We start from the raw sequence: 20,127 nt of genomic DNA, 5'->3' as shown, positions 1-20,127 counted from the left end.
CATATTCCCCTCCATCTTTCTTTCAAGAAGTCAAAAAAAGCCATGTATAGATACACCTGCCCTTAATTCTAAGAAGGTGTAAACACACATGGCGGAATAGTTCACTAGCAAGTCTTACTAACAGACCAATCCTTGATTTTTATAAAACGATAGACTCATAACAAGATCCTATTACAAATCCATCAACACTGCTTTTATTATAATGTGATATTTATTATAATACAATATGGCAGGAAAATTTTAACCAAGTGAAATGTCCTGAGGGGAACCGGGAAAAGCCTTTATAAGGCAATATCGGAAGGGGTAATCAGCATGTCTAAAAAAATTCATGAATTCAATGATATTATTCGAAAACTTCGTAAAGAATTGTTCGGAAAAGGGCCTGAGAGAATTCATACTGTATTTGTAGAAAACATGGCAGTTTCAACACTATACGGAAATCTGAGTGCAAGCGAGCAGTTTATCGCCCGCACGCCTGAAGGAAGAGAGATGGTACATGCGGCCCGGACAAGCCTAATTCAAGACCTTTATTCCAAACAAACACCGGAAGGAATGGAGGAACTCATGGGAGCTAAGCTAGTCCATTTGTTTTCTGATATTAAAATTGAGGAAAACATAGCTGTATCTGTATTTGTTTTTGACCGAAAAATAGATGAGCAAAAAGAAGTTCTGCAAAGCTAGTATATTTGTCATTGACACAAATTTGTCACATTTGTTATGATGTTGCTACAGTTATAGAAGGCTAAAGCAATGGAATGTATGCACGAACTGTATATATTCTCTTTCAATATCTTATATACTGCTTGATATTGTTGTATGGGTATGCATACAAGTTAGGCAGCATTCAAACGCCTGGTTTGACACAGGTTATTTGAGTGCTGCCTTTTTTATTGCCTTTCTTGCATAACTGTCAGAAAAGAAGAAGTAATGGAGGCGTTTAATTATGGCTTTTCGAAAACCGGATGAAATAGCGGAAGCAGCAATTGAAGCAGGGATGAAAAAAATCAAGCTCCCGCTGCCGTCACTGCTTGTGCTGGGGTTTTTAGGCGGTGCATTTATCGCGCTTGGGTATTTGCTTGATATCAGGGTAATCGGCGATCTTCCGAAAGAATGGGGGAGCCTGTCCAGTTTGATTGGTGCAGCAGTATTTCCAGTCGGCCTGATCCTTGTCGTTCTCGCTGGCGCTGAACTGATCACAGGCAATATGATGTCAGTTGCGATGGCGTTATTTTCGAGAAAAATATCAGTAAAAGAGTTAGCGATTAACTGGGGAATCGTCACAATTATGAACTTAATCGGCGCATTGTTTGTTGCGTACTTTTTCGGGCATTTGGTTGGATTGACTGAAACAGGTCCTTATTTAGAAAAAACGATTGCCGTTGCCCAAGGAAAGCTTGATATGAGCTTTGGCAAGGTTCTCATTTCCGCCATCGGCTGTAACTGGCTTGTATGTCTTGCAGTGTGGCTTTCTTTCGGCGCCCAAGACGCAGCAGGAAAAATCCTTGGCATCTGGTTCCCAATCATGGCTTTTGTGGCTATCGGATTTCAGCACGTTGTCGCCAACATGTTTGTGATTCCTGCTGCCATTTTTGCAGGCTCATTCACGTGGGGGCAGTTCATCGGAAACATCATTCCGGCTTTTATCGGTAATGTCATCGGCGGAGCTGTATTTGTCGGTCTCATTTATTTTATTGCATATCATAAGAAAGACCGCTCCAGAAAAGAAATGAAGCAGGTGTCATGACCAACGGGCAAATCCATTCGATGATTTGCACAATTTCCGTCCATTTTTAGAAAAAAATGTTTACAAAATGGAATTTGGTGGATATACTTACAAAGTAAGAAAAAAGCAAAGGAGGCTGAACCAAAATGACAATGAGACAACGACGTCAACCTGTACGTGATACACATGTAAAAGTTCATGGTTTATTCAGCCTGTGGAAGAGTTCGTGTCCTTCCTTAACCGATGCTTATCGCACGCATTAAATTCGGAATAGTCGGACATACGCAACTCCCCGCAGGCAGTAGAGGCATTGGTGTCTTCTTTTGTCTGCGGTTTTTATTTGCCCGCGGCAGAAGGGTTGTGCCGCGGGTTATTTCGCTTGATGCGGACTTTGAAAGGGGGTGAGCGATATGACGATTAACCTATTCTTTTTAACGTTAACGATTAAAAAACGGTTTAAAAGCCTGGAAGAATTCGAACGAGAACAGCAGATTGAGCAGATTTATGATGAAATGAAAGAGTCTCAGTTAAAGCATCTTTATTTAACGAACTGGCGCTAAAAGCAACGAAAAAAACTGAAGGGGGAATGGCATATGCTTAGAAGGGAATTATTGATGCATTATACTATGGAGAAGGACCAAGTTTAGCGAAGCAGCTGTCAAGAAAATGCCTGCCTGCATACAATAAATCAACGTTACTGTGAGGCAGGTGATGGCATGATGAACGATTATCAAAAAAGACTGCCGTCGATTGGCCATGGTTATGCGTCCATGCCGCATTCCTTCAAACATGGTTATGGAAATCCATTCCGACAGCAGAGGCTGATGGCAATGCAGCAGCAAAGGCTGTATGTATTCCCTTATCATTGGCATTAGAGAGAGGGCAGAAAACATTTTGTTTTCTGCTTTTTTTGCGGAAAAAAATGAAAAAGTTTAGTTCTGTTGAAACATTTTTCAATCCATTGCCGTCTAGTTGGTACCTTCCTTCACTTTTAGAAATGAAGATGATGTTTATTTTTTTAAGATAATAATAAACATAGGAAACCAAAAGCAGGTGTTTAAATTGCTAGAAAATAGACTCTATAAACGATCAAATTTTTGGAAATTATTTTCTCGGAAATATAAGCTAACCAAAACAATTGAGCATATAATGATTGACTCTATAGATATACAAGAAAATGACAGAATTTTAGAAATTGGAATCGGAAATGGCACTGTCTTTAAAAGCATAACCAAGAAACTAGAAAAGGGAAGCCTAAAAAGCATTGATCCTTCAAAGCGAAAGGTAAGACAGATATCACGTGCGAATCGAAAGAATATGGGGAACGGGGAGGTTTTTCATGGCTATCCAGAAGACATTCCCTTTGATGACCGTACCTTTAATAAAGTCTTTTCTTTACATACAGTTCAGAGCTGCACCGATATTAGGCTTGCATTAAGAGAAATTTACAGGGTGCTTCAAATTGACGGCCGGTTTTATATCAGTATTGACACAAATACCGGTGAAAAAGAGAAAACGTATATTCAACTGCTGAAAGACCAGCATTTCAGGGATCTTTCTGTTATCAGGCGTGATTCCTGTCTATGTATTGTGGCTGTTAAATAAAAAATTTCTCGGGAAATATATCCAAGATCCTTACATTTGGATTTGGGTATATTTTCTTAATTTTTTATTTTTTGCATATACTTTATATTAAAAAAAGTTTTTTTCATTTAAACTTATAACAGAAGAGAGAACAAAGAGGTGATTTCAGACAGGGCAGACATTCTTTGTGAACAAAAGGAATGAATATTCATTCCGCAACGAATCGGAGGTTGTAACATTATATGCTATCCGCATCCAGCAGTAAATACGACATGATTATGAAAGCGTCGGTCTCACTTTTTACGGAAAGGGGTTTTGACGCTACCACTATTCCTATGATAGCTGAACGTGCTCATGTAGGGACAGGAACGATCTATCGTTATTTTGACAGCAAAGAAACACTCGTAAACGTGCTGTTTCAAGAAAGCATCCAGCGATTTACGGAAAAACTGAAGCAAGACGTTTCAGAATTGCCTGTCAGAGAAGGCTTTCACCACGTATTTTGCTGTCTCGTTCAGTTTACGAAAGAGAGCGACTATGCGCTTTTTTTTCTTGAAACCAAAAAAGATGCTCATTACTTAAATCATACAAGCAAAAAACTGATAGAAAATCTGACTCAAATGCTTGATGACTATTTTAATAAGGGAAAAGCGGAAGGCGTGATTCGCAGCCTGCCCTCTAATGTGTTAATTGCGATTGTATTAGGGGCGTTTCTCAAGATATATCAGCTCGTTCAAACAGGTGATATAGAGATGGACACTGATTTAATTACTGAATTGGAACAATGCTGCTGGGACGCCATTAAGCTTCATTCATCACAAAAATAGGAAAGGGAGATGTTAATGAAACAGGCAAGCGCAATACCTCAGCCCAAAACATACGGACCTTTAAAAAATCTTCCGCATCTTGAAAAAGAACAGCTTTCTCAATCCTTATGGCGGATAGCTGATGAATTGGGGCCGATTTTCCGTTTTGATTTTCCGGGAGTATCCAGTGTTTTTGTATCGGGCCACAATCTTGTGGCTGAAGTGTGTGATGAAAGCCGCTTTGACAAGAACCTTGGCAAAGGCTTGCAAAAGGTGCGCGAATTCGGGGGAGATGGCTTATTTACAAGCTGGACGCACGAACCGAACTGGCAAAAAGCCCACCGCATTTTGCTGCCGAGTTTTAGTCAAAAAGCGATGAAAGGCTACCATTCTATGATGCTGGATATCGCAACCCAGCTGATTCAAAAATGGAGCCGGTTAAACCCTAATGAAGAAATTGATGTAGCAGACGATATGACACGTCTGACGCTTGATACGATTGGGTTATGCGGATTTAACTATCGATTCAACAGCTTTTACCGTGATTCACAGCATCCGTTTATCACCAGTATGCTCCGTGCCTTAAAAGAGGCGATGAATCAATCAAAAAGACTGGGCCTGCAAGATAAGATGATGGTGAAAACGAAGCTGCAGTTTCAAAAGGATATAGAAGTCATGAACTCCCTGGTTGATAGAATGATAGCGGAGCGAAAGGCGAATCCGGATGATAACATCAAGGATCTCTTGTCTCTCATGCTTTATGCCAAAGATCCAGTAACCGGTGAAACGCTGGATGATGAAAACATAAGGTATCAAATCATCACATTTTTAATTGCTGGACATGAGACAACAAGCGGTTTGCTTTCCTTTGCGATTTATTGTCTGCTTACACATCCAGAAAAACTGAAAAAAGCTCAGGAGGAAGCGGATCGCGTGTTAACGGATGACACGCCTGAATATAAACAAATCCAGCAGCTCAAATACACTCGGATGGTTTTAAATGAAACCCTCAGACTGTATCCAACAGCTCCGGCTTTTTCTCTATATGCGAAGGAGGATACTGTTCTAGGCGGGGAATATCCGATCAGCAAAGGGCAGCCAGTCACTGTTTTAATTCCAAAACTGCACCGGGACCAAAACGCTTGGGGGCCGGATGCGGAAGATTTCCGTCCGGAACGGTTTGAGGATCCTTCAAGTATCCCTCACCATGCGTATAAGCCGTTTGGAAACGGACAGCGCGCTTGTATTGGCATGCAGTTTGCTCTTCAAGAAGCGACAATGGTTCTCGGTCTTGTATTAAAGCATTTTGAATTGATTAACCATACTGGCTACGAACTAAAAATCAAAGAAGCATTAACGATCAAGCCGGATGATTTTAAAATTACTGTGAAACCGCGGAAAACAGCGGCAATCAATGTACAGAGAAAAGAACAGGCAGAAATCAAAGCAGAAACAAAGCCAAAAGAAACCAAACCTAAACACGGCACACCTTTACTCGTTCTTTACGGTTCAAACCTTGGGACAGCTGAGGGAATAGCCGGTGAATTGGCTTCTCAAGGCCGCCAGATGGGCTTTACAGCTGAAACGGCTCCGCTTGATGATTATATCGGCAAGCTCCCTGAAGAAGGGGCAGTCGTCATTGTAACGGCTTCTTATAATGGGTCGCCGCCTGATAATGCTGCCGGCTTTGTAGAGTGGCTGAAAGAGCTTGAGGAAGGCCAATTGAAAGGTGTTTCCTATGCAGTATTCGGCTGCGGAAACCGGAGCTGGGCCAGCACGTATCAGCGGATTCCCCGCCTGATTGATGACATGATGAAAGCAAAGGGGGCATCGCGTTTAACAGCGATTGGGGAAGGTGACGCCGCCGATGATTTTGAAAGCCATCGCGAGTCTTGGGAAAACCGCTTCTGGAAGGAAACGATGGACGCATTTGATATTAACGAAATAGCCCAGAAAGAAGACAGGCCTTCATTATCGATTACTTTTCTCAGTGAAGCGACGGAAACGCCGGTTGCTAAAGCATATGGCGCGTTTGAAGGGATTGTGTTAGGGAATCGAGAACTCCAGACAGCTGCCAGCACGCGTTCAACCCGCCATATTGAATTGGAAATTCCGGCTGATAAAACATATAAAGAAGGCGATCATATCGGAATCCTGCCAAAGAACAGCAGGGAGCTTGTTCAGCGGGTTCTCAGCCGATTCGGTTTGCATTCCAATCATGTGATAAAAGTAAGCGGAAGCGCTCATATGGCTCATCTGCCGATGGATCGGCCGATCAAAGTAGTGGATTTATTGTCGTCCTATGTAGAGCTGCAGGAACCGGCATCAAGGCTTCAGCTTCGGGAGCTGGCCTCTTATACAGTTTGTCCGCCGCATCAAAAAGAGCTGGAACAGCTCGTTTCAGATGATGGCATTTACAAAGAGCAGGTACTTGCAAAACGTCTTACCATGCTTGATTTTTTAGAGGATTATCCTGCTTGCGAAATGCCGTTTGAACGGTTTTTAGCACTTTTGCCATCACTAAAACCGAGATACTATTCCATTTCAAGCTCACCGAAAGTTCATGCAAATATCGTGAGCATGACGGTAGGAGTTGTGAAAGCCTCAGCATGGAGCGGCCGAGGTGAATACCGGGGTGTCGCCTCTAATTATTTAGCAGAGTTGAATACAGGTGATGCAGCAGCCTGCTTCATTCGTACGCTGCAGTCCGGATTCCAGATGCCGGATGAGCCTGAAACGCCTATGATTATGGTCGGGCCGGGCACAGGAATTGCGCCATTCAGGGGCTTTATTCAGGCAAGATCGGTTTTGAAGAAGGAAGGAAGCACCCTTGGTGAAGCACTTTTATACTTCGGCTGCCGCCGCCCAGACCATGACGACCTTTACAGAGAAGAGCTGGATCAAGCGGAACAGGACGGTTTGGTCACAATCCGCCGATGCTACTCGCGCGTCGAAAACGAACCAAAAGAATATGTCCAGCACTTGCTCAAGCAAGATACGCAGAAATTGATGACACTCATTGAAAAAGGGGCTTATATTTACGTATGCGGTGATGGATCGCAAATGGCTCCTGATGTAGAGAAAACTTTGCGATTGGCGTATGAAGCTGAAAAAGGAGCAAGCCAGGAAGAATCAGCTGAATGGCTGCAAAAGCTGCAAGACCAAAAACGTTATGTAAAAGACGTTTGGACAGGAATGTAAAATATAAAATCCCGCCAATCTGATTGGCGGGATTGCTTTGCATATGAGAAAACCGGCACGATAATGAAATCTACTGAAAAGGATGTTATAGGGAGTATCGCGCCGGCCTTATTATTCATATCGGCATGCAGAGGCAAAAGTTTAGTTCTTTTTACCTTATTTTTAAAAATAAATAGTCTAAAAGTCTTGTTTTTGATTTTCAACTCAGGCTTTTGGCATTTTGTTCTTGCTTATTCCTTAAGATCAGTCATCTGTTGAAGATTGATGCTTGAATTGCTGTTCCACATGCTTACGGTAATGAAAGTCATGAATCAGCCGAATGGTCGGCCTGATTAACAGCAGCAAACTTCCGATCGCAAACAGCCATATCCCTGCCGACATTAATCGGTCATAAAAAAAGAAAAAGCTCCCGACGAGAAACAAAGCACCAATGATAAAATCGTTTACTGTATAAAGAATCTTATATCGTTTTTTGAAAAAAAGTTCATATCGTTTCAGCTCTTTTTGGAAGTCATGTTCTTCATTTACTGTCACCATCATCCCTCCATTCTATTTTGGCTTACCCTTACGTAAACGGAATGTAAACATAAGGGCAGCCTTGCTGAAAGGAGACATAATCAACGATCAGAAACTAAAGTGAAAAAGTGATCCGCATAGGATCTCTTTTTTATGATTTCATCGCCTGAACAATAAGAGCGGTCAAAGCTTTTGCCCCTTTAGGAACCAAGTGAACACCATCAGGGGTAAAATATTCCGGATGCTGAAGGGCTTCTGTATGCCAGTCAACTAACGTAACATTTTGATGTGCGTTTGCCTGGTGCTGTAAAGATTCATTAACCTTGCTTTCCCATTGGCGGGGAACCCGTGTATTGACAAGATAGATATGGGCTTTTGAGAAAGATTGAAGCAGTTGTTCGATTTGGCTGTTTGTAAAGTAGCCATTGGTTCCAAGCTCAATGATGACAGCCTTGTTCGGCTGATTAAAAGACTTGTACTCCCTTGCGAGTTCCAAAGCTTGAGACATTTGTCTTCCTACCTTTCCATCAATCGTCACATTTGAAAATGACTGACGCAGGTGTGAAGAAATATCAAGCATGACGGAATCTCCTATAGCTAAAACTTCTTTCGCAGTGTCTGCTGGTTTTTTCTGCTGTTGGGATTGCGTGTCTTTCTTTTTATGAGTCTCTTGCTCACTATCTTTGTTTTCCTTTTGACGTTGATCCGATTCTGTTGTCTTTTGTTCAGGATAGTGTTTTTTATCTGCTGCAGCGTTCTTTTTATCCCCAGAAGCCTGGCTGGAGTCAGCATTTGTTTCTTGTGAGCTATAGGTCCATTTGGTAGGGTGCTTTTGCTCGCCGGCTAACCCAGACAGCCCGCCTGCAAAAATAAGTATAGCGAAAATAATGAAACCAATTGACAGTTTGCTGATGACAGATGTCGTTTTCCATTCCTTGATTCTATGTATAAAAACACGGCGGAAAAATGACCTAAACCCCTGTGTCCGTATCGGCTTCTCAATAAAATGATAGGAAAGCTCGGCAAGTATACATGTCAAAATGACCTTTAGCACGATATGCCAAAAAACAGGGTTTCCGATTTCTTGAACTGGCGTGCTTAACACAATAACAGGGTAGTGCCAAAGATAAATTCCGTAAGACCTCGTTCCAAGCCACCGAAGCGGCCTCCATGAAAGCAGATTGCCTAAAAAGCTGCTCGGATGGCAAACACATGCAATAAGGATTGCGGCAGTCACGCTAATGAATAGCATTCCGCCTCTGTAAAGAAAAGGCTCGTATTCATCTGTGAAATAGACACACAACACTAAAATACAAAATGCCAAAAATTCAGTGGCGTGCAAAGTGTGCTTCAGTTTGCTTGGCAGCCTGTTGGAAGACAGCCTTTTCATCGGCCATACCAAAGCCAAGGCACATCCGATGAGAAGTTCAAACGAACGAGTGTCTGTGCCATAGTAAACGCGGCTCGGATCTCCGCCAGGTTCATACAGTACGCTCATCATCACGGCTGAACAAAGCGCAAGCAATGATATCACCGCAGCCAATCTGGCGCGGCTTTTCATTATGTACATTCCAGCAACTAAGAACATCGGCCATATGATATAAAATTGTTCTTCAATCGCCAGCGACCAAAGGTTTTTTAGAGGTGATGGGGAACCGAAACTATCAAAATATGATAGCTTGTGAAAAATAAACCACCAATTGCTCATATAAAAGAGAGAAGAGATCGCATCTCCACGTACAGTGTGCAATAGTTCTCGATCAAACAATACGACCCACACAACAGTGGAAAAGATCATAAGGTACGCTGCCGGCAGAAGCCGCCGAATGCGGCGCACCCAAAAGTCCCGAAAATCAAGATTGATATCATTTCCATATGCCGGTAATAGAATGGATGTAATCAAATATCCGGATAAAACAAAAAAGATATCAACTCCGATAAAACCACCGTTAGCCCAATTGAAATTTAGGTGATAAGCGATAACTGACAGGACGGCAAAAGCGCGAAGGCCATCAAGTCCAGGGATGTATCGATGATGCTGTGTCTTGTGATACATGGGTATTCCTCCAATAGTAAGCAAATATTCTCGTTGTTTTTGATAGCGAGGTTACGACCTCGAATAGAGAAGAGAGAAAACATCCATAATCTTAGATGGATGTTTTTATTTTATCGAATATAACGTTCTCCCACGAGCAAGTTTGAAATGACGCTGGTTGGAATTGTAAACTCGGTAACGCCCATATAGCCGGGGGCGACTTCATATTCGTCAAATGAGATCACAAGTTTATGGTCTTCAGTAATGTAAAACGTCTGATCAGGAAGAATCGTTTTGAACGGTTCTGCATCTTCGTCAGTGAGCCAATATATTTTATTTGGATCTTCCTTCATTTGCTGTTTCATTTGCTCTCTAATATTTTGACTGATGACTTTAATATAGCGCTCATCTTTGAATAAGCTTTTTAATGTAAGTAAAATATCATTCTTTTTGTCAATTGTAATATAACGGCTTTGTGTGTAGGAAGATGCTTGTGTTTTTTCAATATTGCGCCGGATAGAGAGTAAATCTGGCGTGTCTGTGACCGTCTCGTAATCACTGTAGATGCTGAGATGCCCTTTTTTGTTTTTGGATGTGGACTGTATAAACTCTTTATACAGCTGCTGGCTTTCTTTCAAGTATTTCTCGTTAATGCTGTTTTCAAGCTCTTTATTAGAAAGCCCGGACAAAGCAGGTGTTTTGACATCAATGCTTGATTGGTCTTTTTCCTCTTTGATTTCAATAAAGGTGATCGCTTTGACGATTTTGCCGATGACAGGGATCTTTGACATAGCCTGAGCAGCGTCAGGGTTGATATTAACAAGCGCAGTGAAAAAAATAGCTGCAGCGATTGCTGCTGATGTCGGCCACATGACGATTCTTTTCTTTTTTGGTTCTTGCTGAAGGGCTTTTTCAACAATGATATCCAATTCTTTAGGAATCGGAACATTTTTATATTCTTCTCTTAATTGCTGTAATCTCTTATCCATTAAGAAAGATCCTCCTTCGTCAGCTGAATGCGCATCAGCTTCAATGCTCTGTATAGGCGCGTTTTGACGGTATTCGTGTTTTCTCCTGTAATTTCCGCAATTTCTTCTAATTTGAGGTCTTCAAAAAAGCGTAAAATAATAATGGTTTTATAGCGGTACGGCAATTCGTCAAGCGCTTCATGGAGATCAGTATCCTTGTAATGGTCTTCCTTTCCTTTGCTTAAAAATTCTATCGTTTCGTCGTCCATCACTCTTATCTTTTTTTGTTTGCGCAAAAAATCAATGGCTGTCCGCACTAAAATTTTATAAAACCAGCTTTTTATCGTCTCAGGGTTCCTGACCGTTTCAACTGAGCTCAGCGCTTTTTTTATCGATTCCTGAACAATATCTAATGCGTCATCTTGATTTTTCACATAACTGAAAGCCAACCTGTAGAAATCTTGCTTATGGTCAGTTATGCATGTGACAAGCAACGCTTTTGTTGTTTGTTTTTTCTTCATTGCAATAAAGGGCTCCTTTTTGAATATACGTATATCGTAGGCTGTTACCTAGGATAGACGCGGCAGGCTGAAAAATAGTTTGCGCAGAATCACATTTTTTTAAAAGAGAGAAGTAAATCAGCATGGGGGGTTTATGCATAAAAAAACAAGGCTTGTTTTGTACAAGCCTTGTTTTGGTTAAGCGATGCGAATATTATTCCAAATAATGTTTTTTGAAATCTGAATGGATAGAAAATTTACGGCGCAACTGGATGAGATTTTTCCCGAAGCTCTCTTCTAAAAGCTCTCTATGCTTTTTCAGAATTTCCATGAGGTACAGATCATGAATGATCACTTCAGTAATAGGCATGACTAAACCTACATGCATCGTCCATGCAGCACGGCTGTCGTTGCCAAGTGAGACAATGCCCGCTACGACTTCTGAATCATCTCCGCTATAGACAAGCCACCGTCCGTCATACTCTTCTGTAATTTCACTGCTCATATCATGAAGGTAAACATTGGCAAAATCAGATACGATGTCTCCGTACGCAATAATGGTGACAATAACGCCTTGTTCTGCCGCCTGTTTGAGCTCTGCTTCTATCTCCTCAAAATCCTCTTTCCATATTTCTAAGAGGATTCTTTTTTTGGCAGATAAAATACAAGCCTTCACCTTTTCAAGAATTTCACTGCGGCCGGTGATATTCCAGATGTTTTCCCGGTCATTAGCAGTCTGCTCGAACTTTTCAAAATATTTCTCAGCCTGATCAAAATGCTCTTCCGCTTTGAGCCGGCGGTTTTTAATCAGTTCTTTTGCGGGGACAGGAACATACTGAGGCGTATTTCCATGACTGACAAAAACATCTCCCCTTAACACAAGGCTTTCCAAGACTTCATAAATTTTAGAACGGGGAACTCCGGATTTTTTGGCAACGGCATAGCCTGTTAAAGGTGATTCTTGCAATAATGCCAAATACGCTTTCGATTCATATTCTGTAAAATTGAGGTTTTTTAAAATGTCTAACATATTTTCTTTCATATATCCTCCAATATAAAGAGCAATCGCTGCCTTAGTAATCGCTATTTTAACAAACCATATTGATTTATTCCAAACACATTGATACACTTTTTATAAGTAGTTACTTTTGTAGTCACTATATGATTAAGGGGATTTTTTAAAGGGGGAGAGAACAATGCACAGCTTACTCGCATACATACCGATCGCTGCCATGATGGTTATCATACCGGGGGCAGATACGATGCTTGTGATGAAAAATACGCTTAGGTATGGCCCGAAAGCCGGCCGTTATAACATTCTCGGATTGGCAACAGGACTTTCCTTTTGGACGGTGATTGCCATTTTAGGATTATCAGTGGTGATCGCAAAGTCAGTGATTCTTTTCACAACGATCAAATATTTGGGAGCGGCATACTTAATTTATTTAGGTGTAAAAAGTTTTTTTGCTAAAAGTATGTTTTCGTTAGATGACATGCAATCCCAAGCAAAAAATATGGCAAGTTCTCCGAAACGTTATTATAAAACTTCCTTTATGCAAGGATCACTCAGTAACATTCTCAATCCTAAAACTGTTTTGGTGTATGTTACAATCATGCCCCAATTTATCAATTTGAACGGAAATATAAACCAGCAGCTCATTATTTTAGCTTCAATCCTAACCTTATTAGCGGTGTTGTGGTTCCTGTTTCTTGTTTATATTATTGATTACGCAAAAAAATGGATGAAAAACTCGAAGTTCCAGAAAGTGTTTCAAAAAATTACCGGAATAATATTAGTAGGTTTCGGCATCAAAACTGGTTTGAGTTAACACTTAAATGAAGTGAATGAAATTTGCAACCAAAGTTTAATTTAGTGTTTGACCCATAAAAAAGACAAGGGAGTGAGTATCCCTTGTCTTTTTTTTATTTCATCTTATGTCCTCTGCGGGTTTGCACCTTATACAAAATAATCAATAAAACAAACCAGACCGGGGTGACAAACAAAGCAATACGTGTATCATCCGCGAGTGCCAATATGACAAGAATGAACGCGAGAAATGCAAGTGTTAAATAGTTGGATAATGGGTAAAAAGGCATTTTAAATTTGTTTGCTTTCGCTTCATGCTGCCTTGTTTTTCGATATTTCAAATGGCAAATCACCGTGATGCCCCAAATAAAAATGAAGCATATTGTAGAAACACTTGTAATCAGTGTGAAGACTTGCTCGGGCATTAAATAATTCAGACTAACGCCAATCAGAATGGCGATGGATGAAAAGAACAGCGCATTGCTTGGCACGTTAGAAGAAGTTAATTTCTTTAATAGTCCAGGTGCGTGATGATCCTTTGCAAGTGAATAGACCATTCGGCTTGTGCTGAATAAAGCGCTATTTGCAGCTGATGCGGCTGATGTTAATACAACAAAATTGATCAAACTGGCAGCCACAACGATGCCTACTGCAGAGAAGACCTGAACAAATGGGCTTTCGTTTGGATTCAACACATTCCAAGGATAGATACACATAATCACGAAAAGTGCGCCAACATAAAAAAGTAAAATCCGGACAGGGATTTGATTGATGGCTTTAGGGATCACTTTTTGGGGATTTTCTGTTTCACCTGCTGTCAGTCCAACAAGTTCAATACCCACGAAAGCGAAGACGACCATTTGGAACGATAGGATAAACCCATGCCATCCATTTGGGAACATGCCGCCGTGGCTCCAAAGGTTGGTGAGGCTGGCAGGGCCGGAAGCTGCGGAAAAACCTTTCGCAATCAGGAAAATGCCAGTTACGATCAGAGCCAGTATGGCAATGACTTTGATCAATGCAAACCAAAATTCTAATTCTCCGAAAAGTTTAACGGTGGCAAGGTTCATGATCAGCAGGATAATAAGCGCAAGAAGACCCGGCAGCCATTGAGGCACATCGGGAAGCCAATATTGCGTATAAATGCCGACCGCCGTTAAATCAGCCATCGCGAGGGAAATCCAACAGAACCAGTAGGTCCACCCAGTGATAAATGCTGCCATGTTTCCTAAATAGTCCCTTACAAAATCAACAAAAGAGTGGTATCCCGCATTTGATAAGAGCAGTTCTCCGAGCGAACGCATAATGAAAAAGCAAAATACGCCGGTGATCAAGTAAGCAAATAAAATGGATGGTCCTGCAAAATGGATGGATTTACCTGAACCTAAAAATAAACCTGTACCGATTGCACCTCCAATCGCCATTAATTGTATATGCCTGTTTTTAAGGCCTCTAGACAATTTCTGTTGCTGGCCAAAATTGTCTTTGCTAGAATTGCCTATCAATTTTATTTTCCTCCAGTAATAAAAAGATGAGTAAAGTTTTATCGGATATTATAACATTTAAAAGAATAGATACTTTTATTTTTAAATTTTAAAACTATTTTAAGTGCTGTTACATGTCTTCTGGCTCTATTTTTCACTCGTGATTCTACCTGAATAGCAGAGTAAAACAGGAAAGTCATTTGGACAATCTGACAGGCTAGTTTTAATCAGTAACGATTTGTATAATTGCATACCCACTATGTTTGAGACCTGCAGGGGGGATCAAATCGAGAGAATCGGAGATAAAGTTTTTAAGCTTACAGATTTCTTAACCTTCAAAGTGGATTGCAAAAATGACGAAGTTTTGCAAATTGTAATACTGTGGCGGTCACATAGAGTGTCCGTCTTTTTAGTTGTGAACGAACTTAAGGGGTTATATTTAGGTAATTTGTCATGATCTATAAGATTCATTTTTTGTCATTGATGATTTTGACATCATTACATTCCCCGAGAATGATAAACTGTTTACTGATTATTACTTTTGAAGGGGACTGGCCCTCCAGAACTGAGCATCTATCATACTAATATGAGATGCAAATGATTCAAAATGTAAACATATACGCATAAAAGCCAGTTTTGTCAATCTGCTATAGAGACCTTTTTAAACGTGTATCAGCAGATAATCTCAACGCGGACTATAAAGTTTCGAAATATTCTTGTTAATGGCTTATCTAATAAGGACAAAGGATGATAGACGTGAGAAGAATAGATAAAATATACCATCAGCTCAAGCATAATTTTCATGATTCAACCTTAGATCATCTTTTAAAAATACAAGGGAATTCAGCAAAGGAGATTGCCGAGCAGCTGAAAATGGAGCGGTCCAATGTCAGCTTTGAATTGAACAATCTCGTCCGGTCCAAAAAGGTCATCAAAATTAAAACGTTTCCTGTAAGATACATCCCAGTCGAGATAGCAGAAAAATTATTCAACAAGAAATGGGAAACAGAGATGATGGAAGTGAAAGACCTTCAGGCGTTTTCCGGAAATTCAAAGCAAAATCATCAACACATTTCCACGAATCCCCTAGAGCTTATGATAGGGGCAAAAGGGAGTTTGAAGAAAGCGATCTCCCAGGCAAAAGCAGCTGTCTTTTATCCGCCGAACGGTCTGCATATGCTCCTCCTAGGGCCGACTGGTTCCGGTAAATCCCTTTTTGCGAACCGAATTTACCAGTTTGCCATTTACTCTGACATATTGAAGGCCGGCGCACCATTTATTACATTTAACTGTGCAGACTACTACAACAATCCTCAATTATTGCTTTCTCAATTATTCGGACACAAAAAAGGTTCATTTACAGGTGCTGCCGAGGATAAGGCGGGTTTAGTCGAACAGGCCAATGGGGGCATTCTTTTTATGGATGAAATCCACCGTCTCCCTCCCGAGGGACAAGAAATGCTGTTTTATTTTATTGACAGCGGTTCTTATAACAGGCTTGGAGAATCTGAACATAAACGAACATCGAACGTATTGTTTATTTGTGCGACTACAGAAAATCCGAGTTCTGCACTATTGAAAACGTTTTTGCGAAGAATCCCAATGACCATTCATATTCCTTCGCTTGAAGAACGATCGCTTAAAGAAAGAGTGGATCTGACGACGTTTTTATTAGGGAAAGAAGCAGAGCGAATTAAGAAGAATCTGAGTGTGCATATCGATGTCTATAATGCGCTTATTCACTCTGCGAAATTTGGGAATGTCGGACAGCTGAAATCAAATGTCCAGTTAGTTTGCGCACACGGATTTTTGCATAACCTTGACAGAAATGAAGTTATTGAACTGACTGTTCGCGATCTGCCTGATGAAATCAAGCAAGAATGGATGTCCAGCAGCAAAAACATGCAAAGAAGCAAAGCCATTTCTGAATATGTCAATATTACAACGATTATCTCTCCGATTGTAGAAGATGAAACAACAAAAATTGACGAAGACCTCTCATTTAACTTATATCATTTGATTGAGGAAAAAGTGAAAACGCTTATGAAAGAAGGTTTATCCAAAAAGGATATTAACCAGTACATCTTGACTGATGTCCATTTGCATGTCAGAAGTTTTTTTCATCATCAAGCTTTTCAAAAAGACAACCTGCTGACATTCGTTGAAGATGATGTGATTCAAATGACAAAACAGTTAAAAGAAATAGCTGAACATGAGCTTGATTGCACATTTGACCGTAAGTTTATTTATTTCTTGAGTATGCATATTGACGCATTTTTAAAGCGAGGAAAGCAAATTGATGTTTTGAATACACAGGAGACAGATGAAATTCGTGATACTCATGTGAAAGAATATCGGGTGGCGTTGATTTTTAAAGATAAAATTCAGGAATATTTTAAAGTGGCTATTCCTGAAATAGAAGTCATCTACTTAACGATGTTAATTCATTCCATCAAATCGTTAAAGGAGAACAAAAGAGTCGGTATTATCGTGGCTGCTCATGGAAACAGCACGGCGAGTTCAATGGTTGAAGTCGCGACAGAACTGCTGGGGAGTACGCCGATTGCAGCAGTTGACATGCCGCTTACTGTTTCACCTTCGGACATTCTTGAATGCGTAGCAGAAAAAATGAAACAGGTTGATGAAGGCGAAGGTGTTTTAATGCTGGTAGATATGGGGTCGCTTGCAATGCTGGAAAGCAGGCTGGAGGAAAAGACAGGTATTTCTATTAAAACGATCAGCAATGTTACGACTTCAATGGTGCTGGATGCTGTCAGAAAGGTCAACTATTTGAATTTAAATTTGCATGCGATCTATCAATCGGTCACGAAGGATTTTATCGAGTTGTGGGAGCGTCAGCCAGCGGCACCCGGCAAAAAGAAGGCATTGGTATCCATCTGCACCACGGGCAGCGGGACGGCCAAAAAGCTGGAAGACATTCTAACCACGATCGTAAACAAGGCCTATGATACACCGATTCACATATTGACCGTATCATCGATTAAGCTGGCCAACAGCATAAAAGAAATCGAAAAAGAGTATGAAATCCTTGCGACAGTCGGAACGAAAGACCCTAAAATCAATGCTCCACATGTATCTTTAGAAGTGTTAATTGAAGGGGAGGGAGAGAAGCTGATTCAACAGGCGATTACAAAAGGAAGCATCCCCTTGAGCAATGGATTGAACGAAGCAAATATTATTGTTAGGGAGCTTTGCGAGGATAGCCTGAAAAAATACCTTGTCTTCTTGAATCCCCATCATGTGATCGAAATGTTATTGGAGTGGCTGCAAACCGTTCAAGATGAGCTGGGGGTCATTTTCAATAATGCGGTTTTGATCAAAGTCATTATGCACACGGCTTTCGCCTTTGAAAGGGTAATTAAGCAAAATCCGATCGCTTTCTCAGAGGAAGAAGAGATCAATGATCAGCTGAAGGAAATGGTGTACGTGACAGAGCGAACATTAGCCCCTTATGAAGAAAAGCTCAGCCTTCGCATAAGTGATGATGAAAAATTATTCATAGCCGCCATATTTGCTGAAGAGGTGCATGGCCAGCTGTTTTGAAAACATATGAACCTGTATTAAATGGAACACCATTTTAATACAGGTTTATTTTTTTCGTTTAACGTGTTTCAACAACAAATTGCGATTGGCTGAAATAACAATGAAAACGCTTAACACAACTTTGTTGGCACGATCCTTGCATTATATATGGATGTACAAAACAGGAAAGGAGCAATAGATATGATTTCAGTTATTATCAGCGGTCATGGAGATTTTCCCATAGCATTAAAAGAGTCTTCAGGGATGATATTCGGTGAAGAAAATAACCTGATTGCAGTGCCGTTTTTTAAAGGGGAAGGAATACAAACGCTGCAAGAAAAATATCATCAGGCGCTCAAGGATATCCCGGAAGAACATGAAGTGCTTTTTTTAGTCGATATTTTTGGAGGGACGCCATATAACGCGGCAGCTTCCTTTATTGCTAAGGATCAAAGAATGGATATGGCAGCCGGCGTAAACCTGCCGATTCTGCTGGAGGTATTAAGCCTGAGAGAACATCTGGCTCTCAAAGATTTGCTGAACAACTTAAAAGCAATGAGTCAGCAAAGCTTTCAAGTGTGCAGTGAACATTTAGAAAAAGTAAAAACAGCCAATCAAGATACAAGAGAGGATGAATTATGATGAACATTGTGTTAGCAAGAATTGATGACCGCTTTATTCACGGCCAAATCCTGACAAGGTGGATAAAAGTCCATGCAGCCGACCGAATCATCGTTGTCTCCGACGATATTGCTCAGGACGAAATGAGAAAAACGCTGATCCTTTCTGTTGCGCCTTCAAATGTAAAGGCGAGTGCCGTCTCGGTTTCTAAAATGGCAAAAGCATTTCATAGTCCGCGCTACGAAGGGGTAACGGCAATGCTCTTGTTTGAAAATCCGTCCGATATTGTATCTCTTATAGAAGCAGGTGTACCGATCAAAACCGTAAACGTCGGGGGAATGCGTTTTGAAAATCACCGCAGGCAAATCACAAAATCAGTCAGTGTCACAGAACAAGATATAAAGGCATTTGAAACATTAAGTGACAAGGGCGTGAAACTGGAATTGAGGCAGCTGCCTTCAGATGCCAGTGAGGATTTTGTACAGATTTTACGGAACGTAACAAAATAATCAAGGGGATGAGAATATGTCTTCATTACAAATTATTTTGTTGTTAATCATTGCAGCAATCACCGGAATCGCAAGTGTATTGGATGAAGGGCAGACACACCGTCCGCTTGTGGCCTGTACGTTAGTTGGCTTGGTGCTCGGGGACTTAAAAACGGGAATTATTCTTGGAGGCACACTGGAGCTGATGGCGCTCGGCTGGATGAACGTCGGGCTTGCCATGGCACCTGATACAGCGATCGCCTCTGTCATCTCAACCATTTTAGTTATTACCGCTGATCAGGGAATTGGCGAAGGGATTGCTGTTGCTGTTGCTTTAGCAGCTGCGGGTCAGGCGCTGACGATTTTTGTTCGGACGATCACTGTCTTTTTCATCCACCGCGCTGATCAATATGCAAAAGCGGGAAATATAAAAGGAATTGAAATTATGCATATTACCGCGATGGTGTTTCAAGCTTTGCGCGTCATGATTCCTACATTGATTGTTGCTTTAATTAGTGTCAGCGCTGTTCAGGCGTTCCTGGGAAATATTCCTGATGTCATTACAAAAGGACTGCAAATAGGCGGAGGCATTATTGTGGTTGTCGGGTATGCCATGGTGATCAATATGATGAATATTCCTTATTTAAAGCCATTTTTCTATATTGGTTTCTTATTAGCGGCGTTTACCGATTTTAACTTAGTGGGATTTGGAGCCCTTGGTCTCTGTCTGGCGCTTTTATACCAGCAGGTGATGCAAAAACAAAGCGCTCACGGAGCAGTCGCGGCCGCATCAGACAGTGGCAGTGTTGCTGTTTATGATGACGATGATGATGATCTTGATGCCTAAACGA

General features: G+C 41.0%; 19 protein-coding genes. 12 read left to right on the top strand and 7 right to left on the bottom strand.

The window, feature by feature from the left end:
* Positions 1 to 312: 312 nt before the first annotated feature.
* From NYE20_RS14585 to cypB, 7 genes are all read left to right on the top strand, one after another.
* Positions 313 to 681: a DUF2294 domain-containing protein gene (locus tag NYE20_RS14585; protein ID WP_003229814.1), complete on the top strand. Its 369-nt coding sequence runs from the start codon at positions 313 to 315 to the stop codon at positions 679 to 681.
* 262 nt (positions 682 to 943) lie between these two features.
* Entirely contained in the window at positions 944 to 1,744 is an 801-nt protein-coding gene (locus tag NYE20_RS14580) for a formate/nitrite transporter family protein (protein ID WP_003229815.1), read from the top strand.
* Between the two features lie 389 nt (positions 1,745 to 2,133).
* Positions 2,134 to 2,283 carry a YrzI family small protein gene (locus NYE20_RS14575; protein ID WP_004399102.1) on the top strand — a complete coding sequence of 50 codons (150 nt, stop codon included), beginning with the start codon at positions 2,134 to 2,136 and terminating at the stop codon, positions 2,281 to 2,283.
* 156 nt (positions 2,284 to 2,439) lie between these two features.
* A complete protein-coding gene (locus tag NYE20_RS14570) occupies positions 2,440 to 2,598 on the top strand; it encodes a hypothetical protein (protein ID WP_003229817.1) in 159 nt (52 codons plus the stop codon).
* Between the two features lie 187 nt (positions 2,599 to 2,785).
* Positions 2,786 to 3,328, top strand: a complete 543-nt coding sequence (locus NYE20_RS14565; RefSeq protein WP_161621807.1) for a class I SAM-dependent methyltransferase — start codon at positions 2,786 to 2,788, stop codon at positions 3,326 to 3,328.
* Between the two features lie 221 nt (positions 3,329 to 3,549).
* Positions 3,550 to 4,134 (top strand): transcriptional regulator FatR, encoded by a 585-nt coding sequence (gene fatR, locus NYE20_RS14560; RefSeq protein WP_141949559.1) that lies wholly within the window; start codon positions 3,550 to 3,552, stop codon positions 4,132 to 4,134.
* Positions 4,135 to 4,149: 15 nt separating this feature from the next.
* Positions 4,150 to 7,314: a bifunctional cytochrome P450/NADPH--P450 reductase CypB gene (gene cypB, locus NYE20_RS14555; protein ID WP_161621705.1), complete on the top strand. Its 3,165-nt coding sequence runs from the start codon at positions 4,150 to 4,152 to the stop codon at positions 7,312 to 7,314.
* A 243-nt stretch (positions 7,315 to 7,557) separates the two neighbouring features.
* Here the strand turns inward: cypB and NYE20_RS14550 are convergent, their stop codons facing one another.
* The 5 genes from NYE20_RS14550 to NYE20_RS14530 form a co-directional block, all read right to left on the bottom strand.
* Entirely contained in the window at positions 7,558 to 7,848 is a 291-nt protein-coding gene (locus NYE20_RS14550; RefSeq protein ID WP_087614863.1) for a YrhK family protein, read from the bottom strand.
* A gap of 133 nt (positions 7,849 to 7,981) precedes the next feature.
* The gene (gene oatA, locus NYE20_RS14545) at positions 7,982 to 9,886 is read right to left on the bottom strand and encodes a peptidoglycan O-acetyltransferase OatA (protein WP_161621704.1); all 1,905 of its coding nucleotides are present in this window, start codon (positions 9,884 to 9,886) and stop codon (positions 7,982 to 7,984) included.
* A 110-nt stretch (positions 9,887 to 9,996) separates the two neighbouring features.
* Positions 9,997 to 10,854 (bottom strand): anti-sigma-V factor RsiV, encoded by an 858-nt coding sequence (gene rsiV, locus NYE20_RS14540; RefSeq protein ID WP_124048063.1) that lies wholly within the window; start codon positions 10,852 to 10,854, stop codon positions 9,997 to 9,999.
* A complete protein-coding gene (gene sigV / locus NYE20_RS14535) occupies positions 10,854 to 11,354 on the bottom strand; it encodes an RNA polymerase sigma factor SigV (protein ID WP_004398891.1) in 501 nt (166 codons plus the stop codon). Before sigV ends, rsiV begins: the two co-directional genes overlap by 1 nt.
* A 193-nt stretch (positions 11,355 to 11,547) precedes the next feature.
* Positions 11,548 to 12,375, bottom strand: coding sequence for a TrmB family transcriptional regulator (locus NYE20_RS14530; protein WP_014480394.1), 828 nt, complete (start codon positions 12,373 to 12,375; stop codon positions 11,548 to 11,550).
* Positions 12,376 to 12,529: 154 nt separating this feature from the next.
* Between NYE20_RS14530 and NYE20_RS14525 the strand changes: the two genes are divergently transcribed.
* Positions 12,530 to 13,162 (top strand): LysE family transporter, encoded by a 633-nt coding sequence (locus tag NYE20_RS14525; protein WP_003229828.1) that lies wholly within the window; start codon positions 12,530 to 12,532, stop codon positions 13,160 to 13,162.
* Between the two features lie 94 nt (positions 13,163 to 13,256).
* Here the strand turns inward: NYE20_RS14525 and NYE20_RS14520 are convergent, their stop codons facing one another.
* On the bottom strand, positions 13,257 to 14,645 hold the full coding sequence (locus tag NYE20_RS14520) for an amino acid permease (RefSeq protein WP_032726277.1): 1,389 nt from the start codon (positions 14,643 to 14,645) through the stop codon (positions 13,257 to 13,259).
* 38 nt (positions 14,646 to 14,683) lie between these two features.
* Positions 14,684 to 14,824 (bottom strand): hypothetical protein, encoded by a 141-nt coding sequence (locus NYE20_RS14515; protein WP_121517033.1) that lies wholly within the window; start codon positions 14,822 to 14,824, stop codon positions 14,684 to 14,686.
* Between the two features lie 556 nt (positions 14,825 to 15,380).
* On the opposite strand from NYE20_RS14515, the gene levR reads away from it, so the two are divergent.
* The 4 genes from levR (at position 15,381) to levF (ending at position 20,123) form a co-directional block, all read left to right on the top strand.
* A complete protein-coding gene (gene levR / locus NYE20_RS14510; RefSeq protein WP_161621703.1) occupies positions 15,381 to 18,188 on the top strand; it encodes a transcriptional regulator LevR in 2,808 nt (935 codons plus the stop codon).
* Between the two features lie 180 nt (positions 18,189 to 18,368).
* Positions 18,369 to 18,809 (top strand): PTS fructose transporter subunit IIA, encoded by a 441-nt coding sequence (gene levD / locus NYE20_RS14505; protein WP_038829661.1) that lies wholly within the window; start codon positions 18,369 to 18,371, stop codon positions 18,807 to 18,809.
* The gene (levE, locus tag NYE20_RS14500; protein WP_004399158.1) at positions 18,809 to 19,297 is read left to right on the top strand and encodes a PTS fructose transporter subunit IIB; all 489 of its coding nucleotides are present in this window, start codon (positions 18,809 to 18,811) and stop codon (positions 19,295 to 19,297) included. The genes levD and levE overlap by 1 nt, the downstream gene beginning before the upstream one ends.
* Positions 19,298 to 19,313: 16 nt before the next feature.
* Complete coding sequence (levF, locus tag NYE20_RS14495; protein WP_003229833.1) at positions 19,314 to 20,123, top strand: PTS fructose transporter subunit IIC; 810 nt, start codon at positions 19,314 to 19,316, stop codon at positions 20,121 to 20,123.
* Positions 20,124 to 20,127 lie beyond the last annotated feature (4 nt).

The organism is Bacillus sp. FSL R5-0416 (genome assembly GCF_037975425.1).
GTDB lineage: Bacteria > Bacillota > Bacilli > Bacillales > Bacillaceae > Bacillus > Bacillus subtilis.
This window is presented reverse-complemented; position numbering and strand designations above follow the sequence as displayed.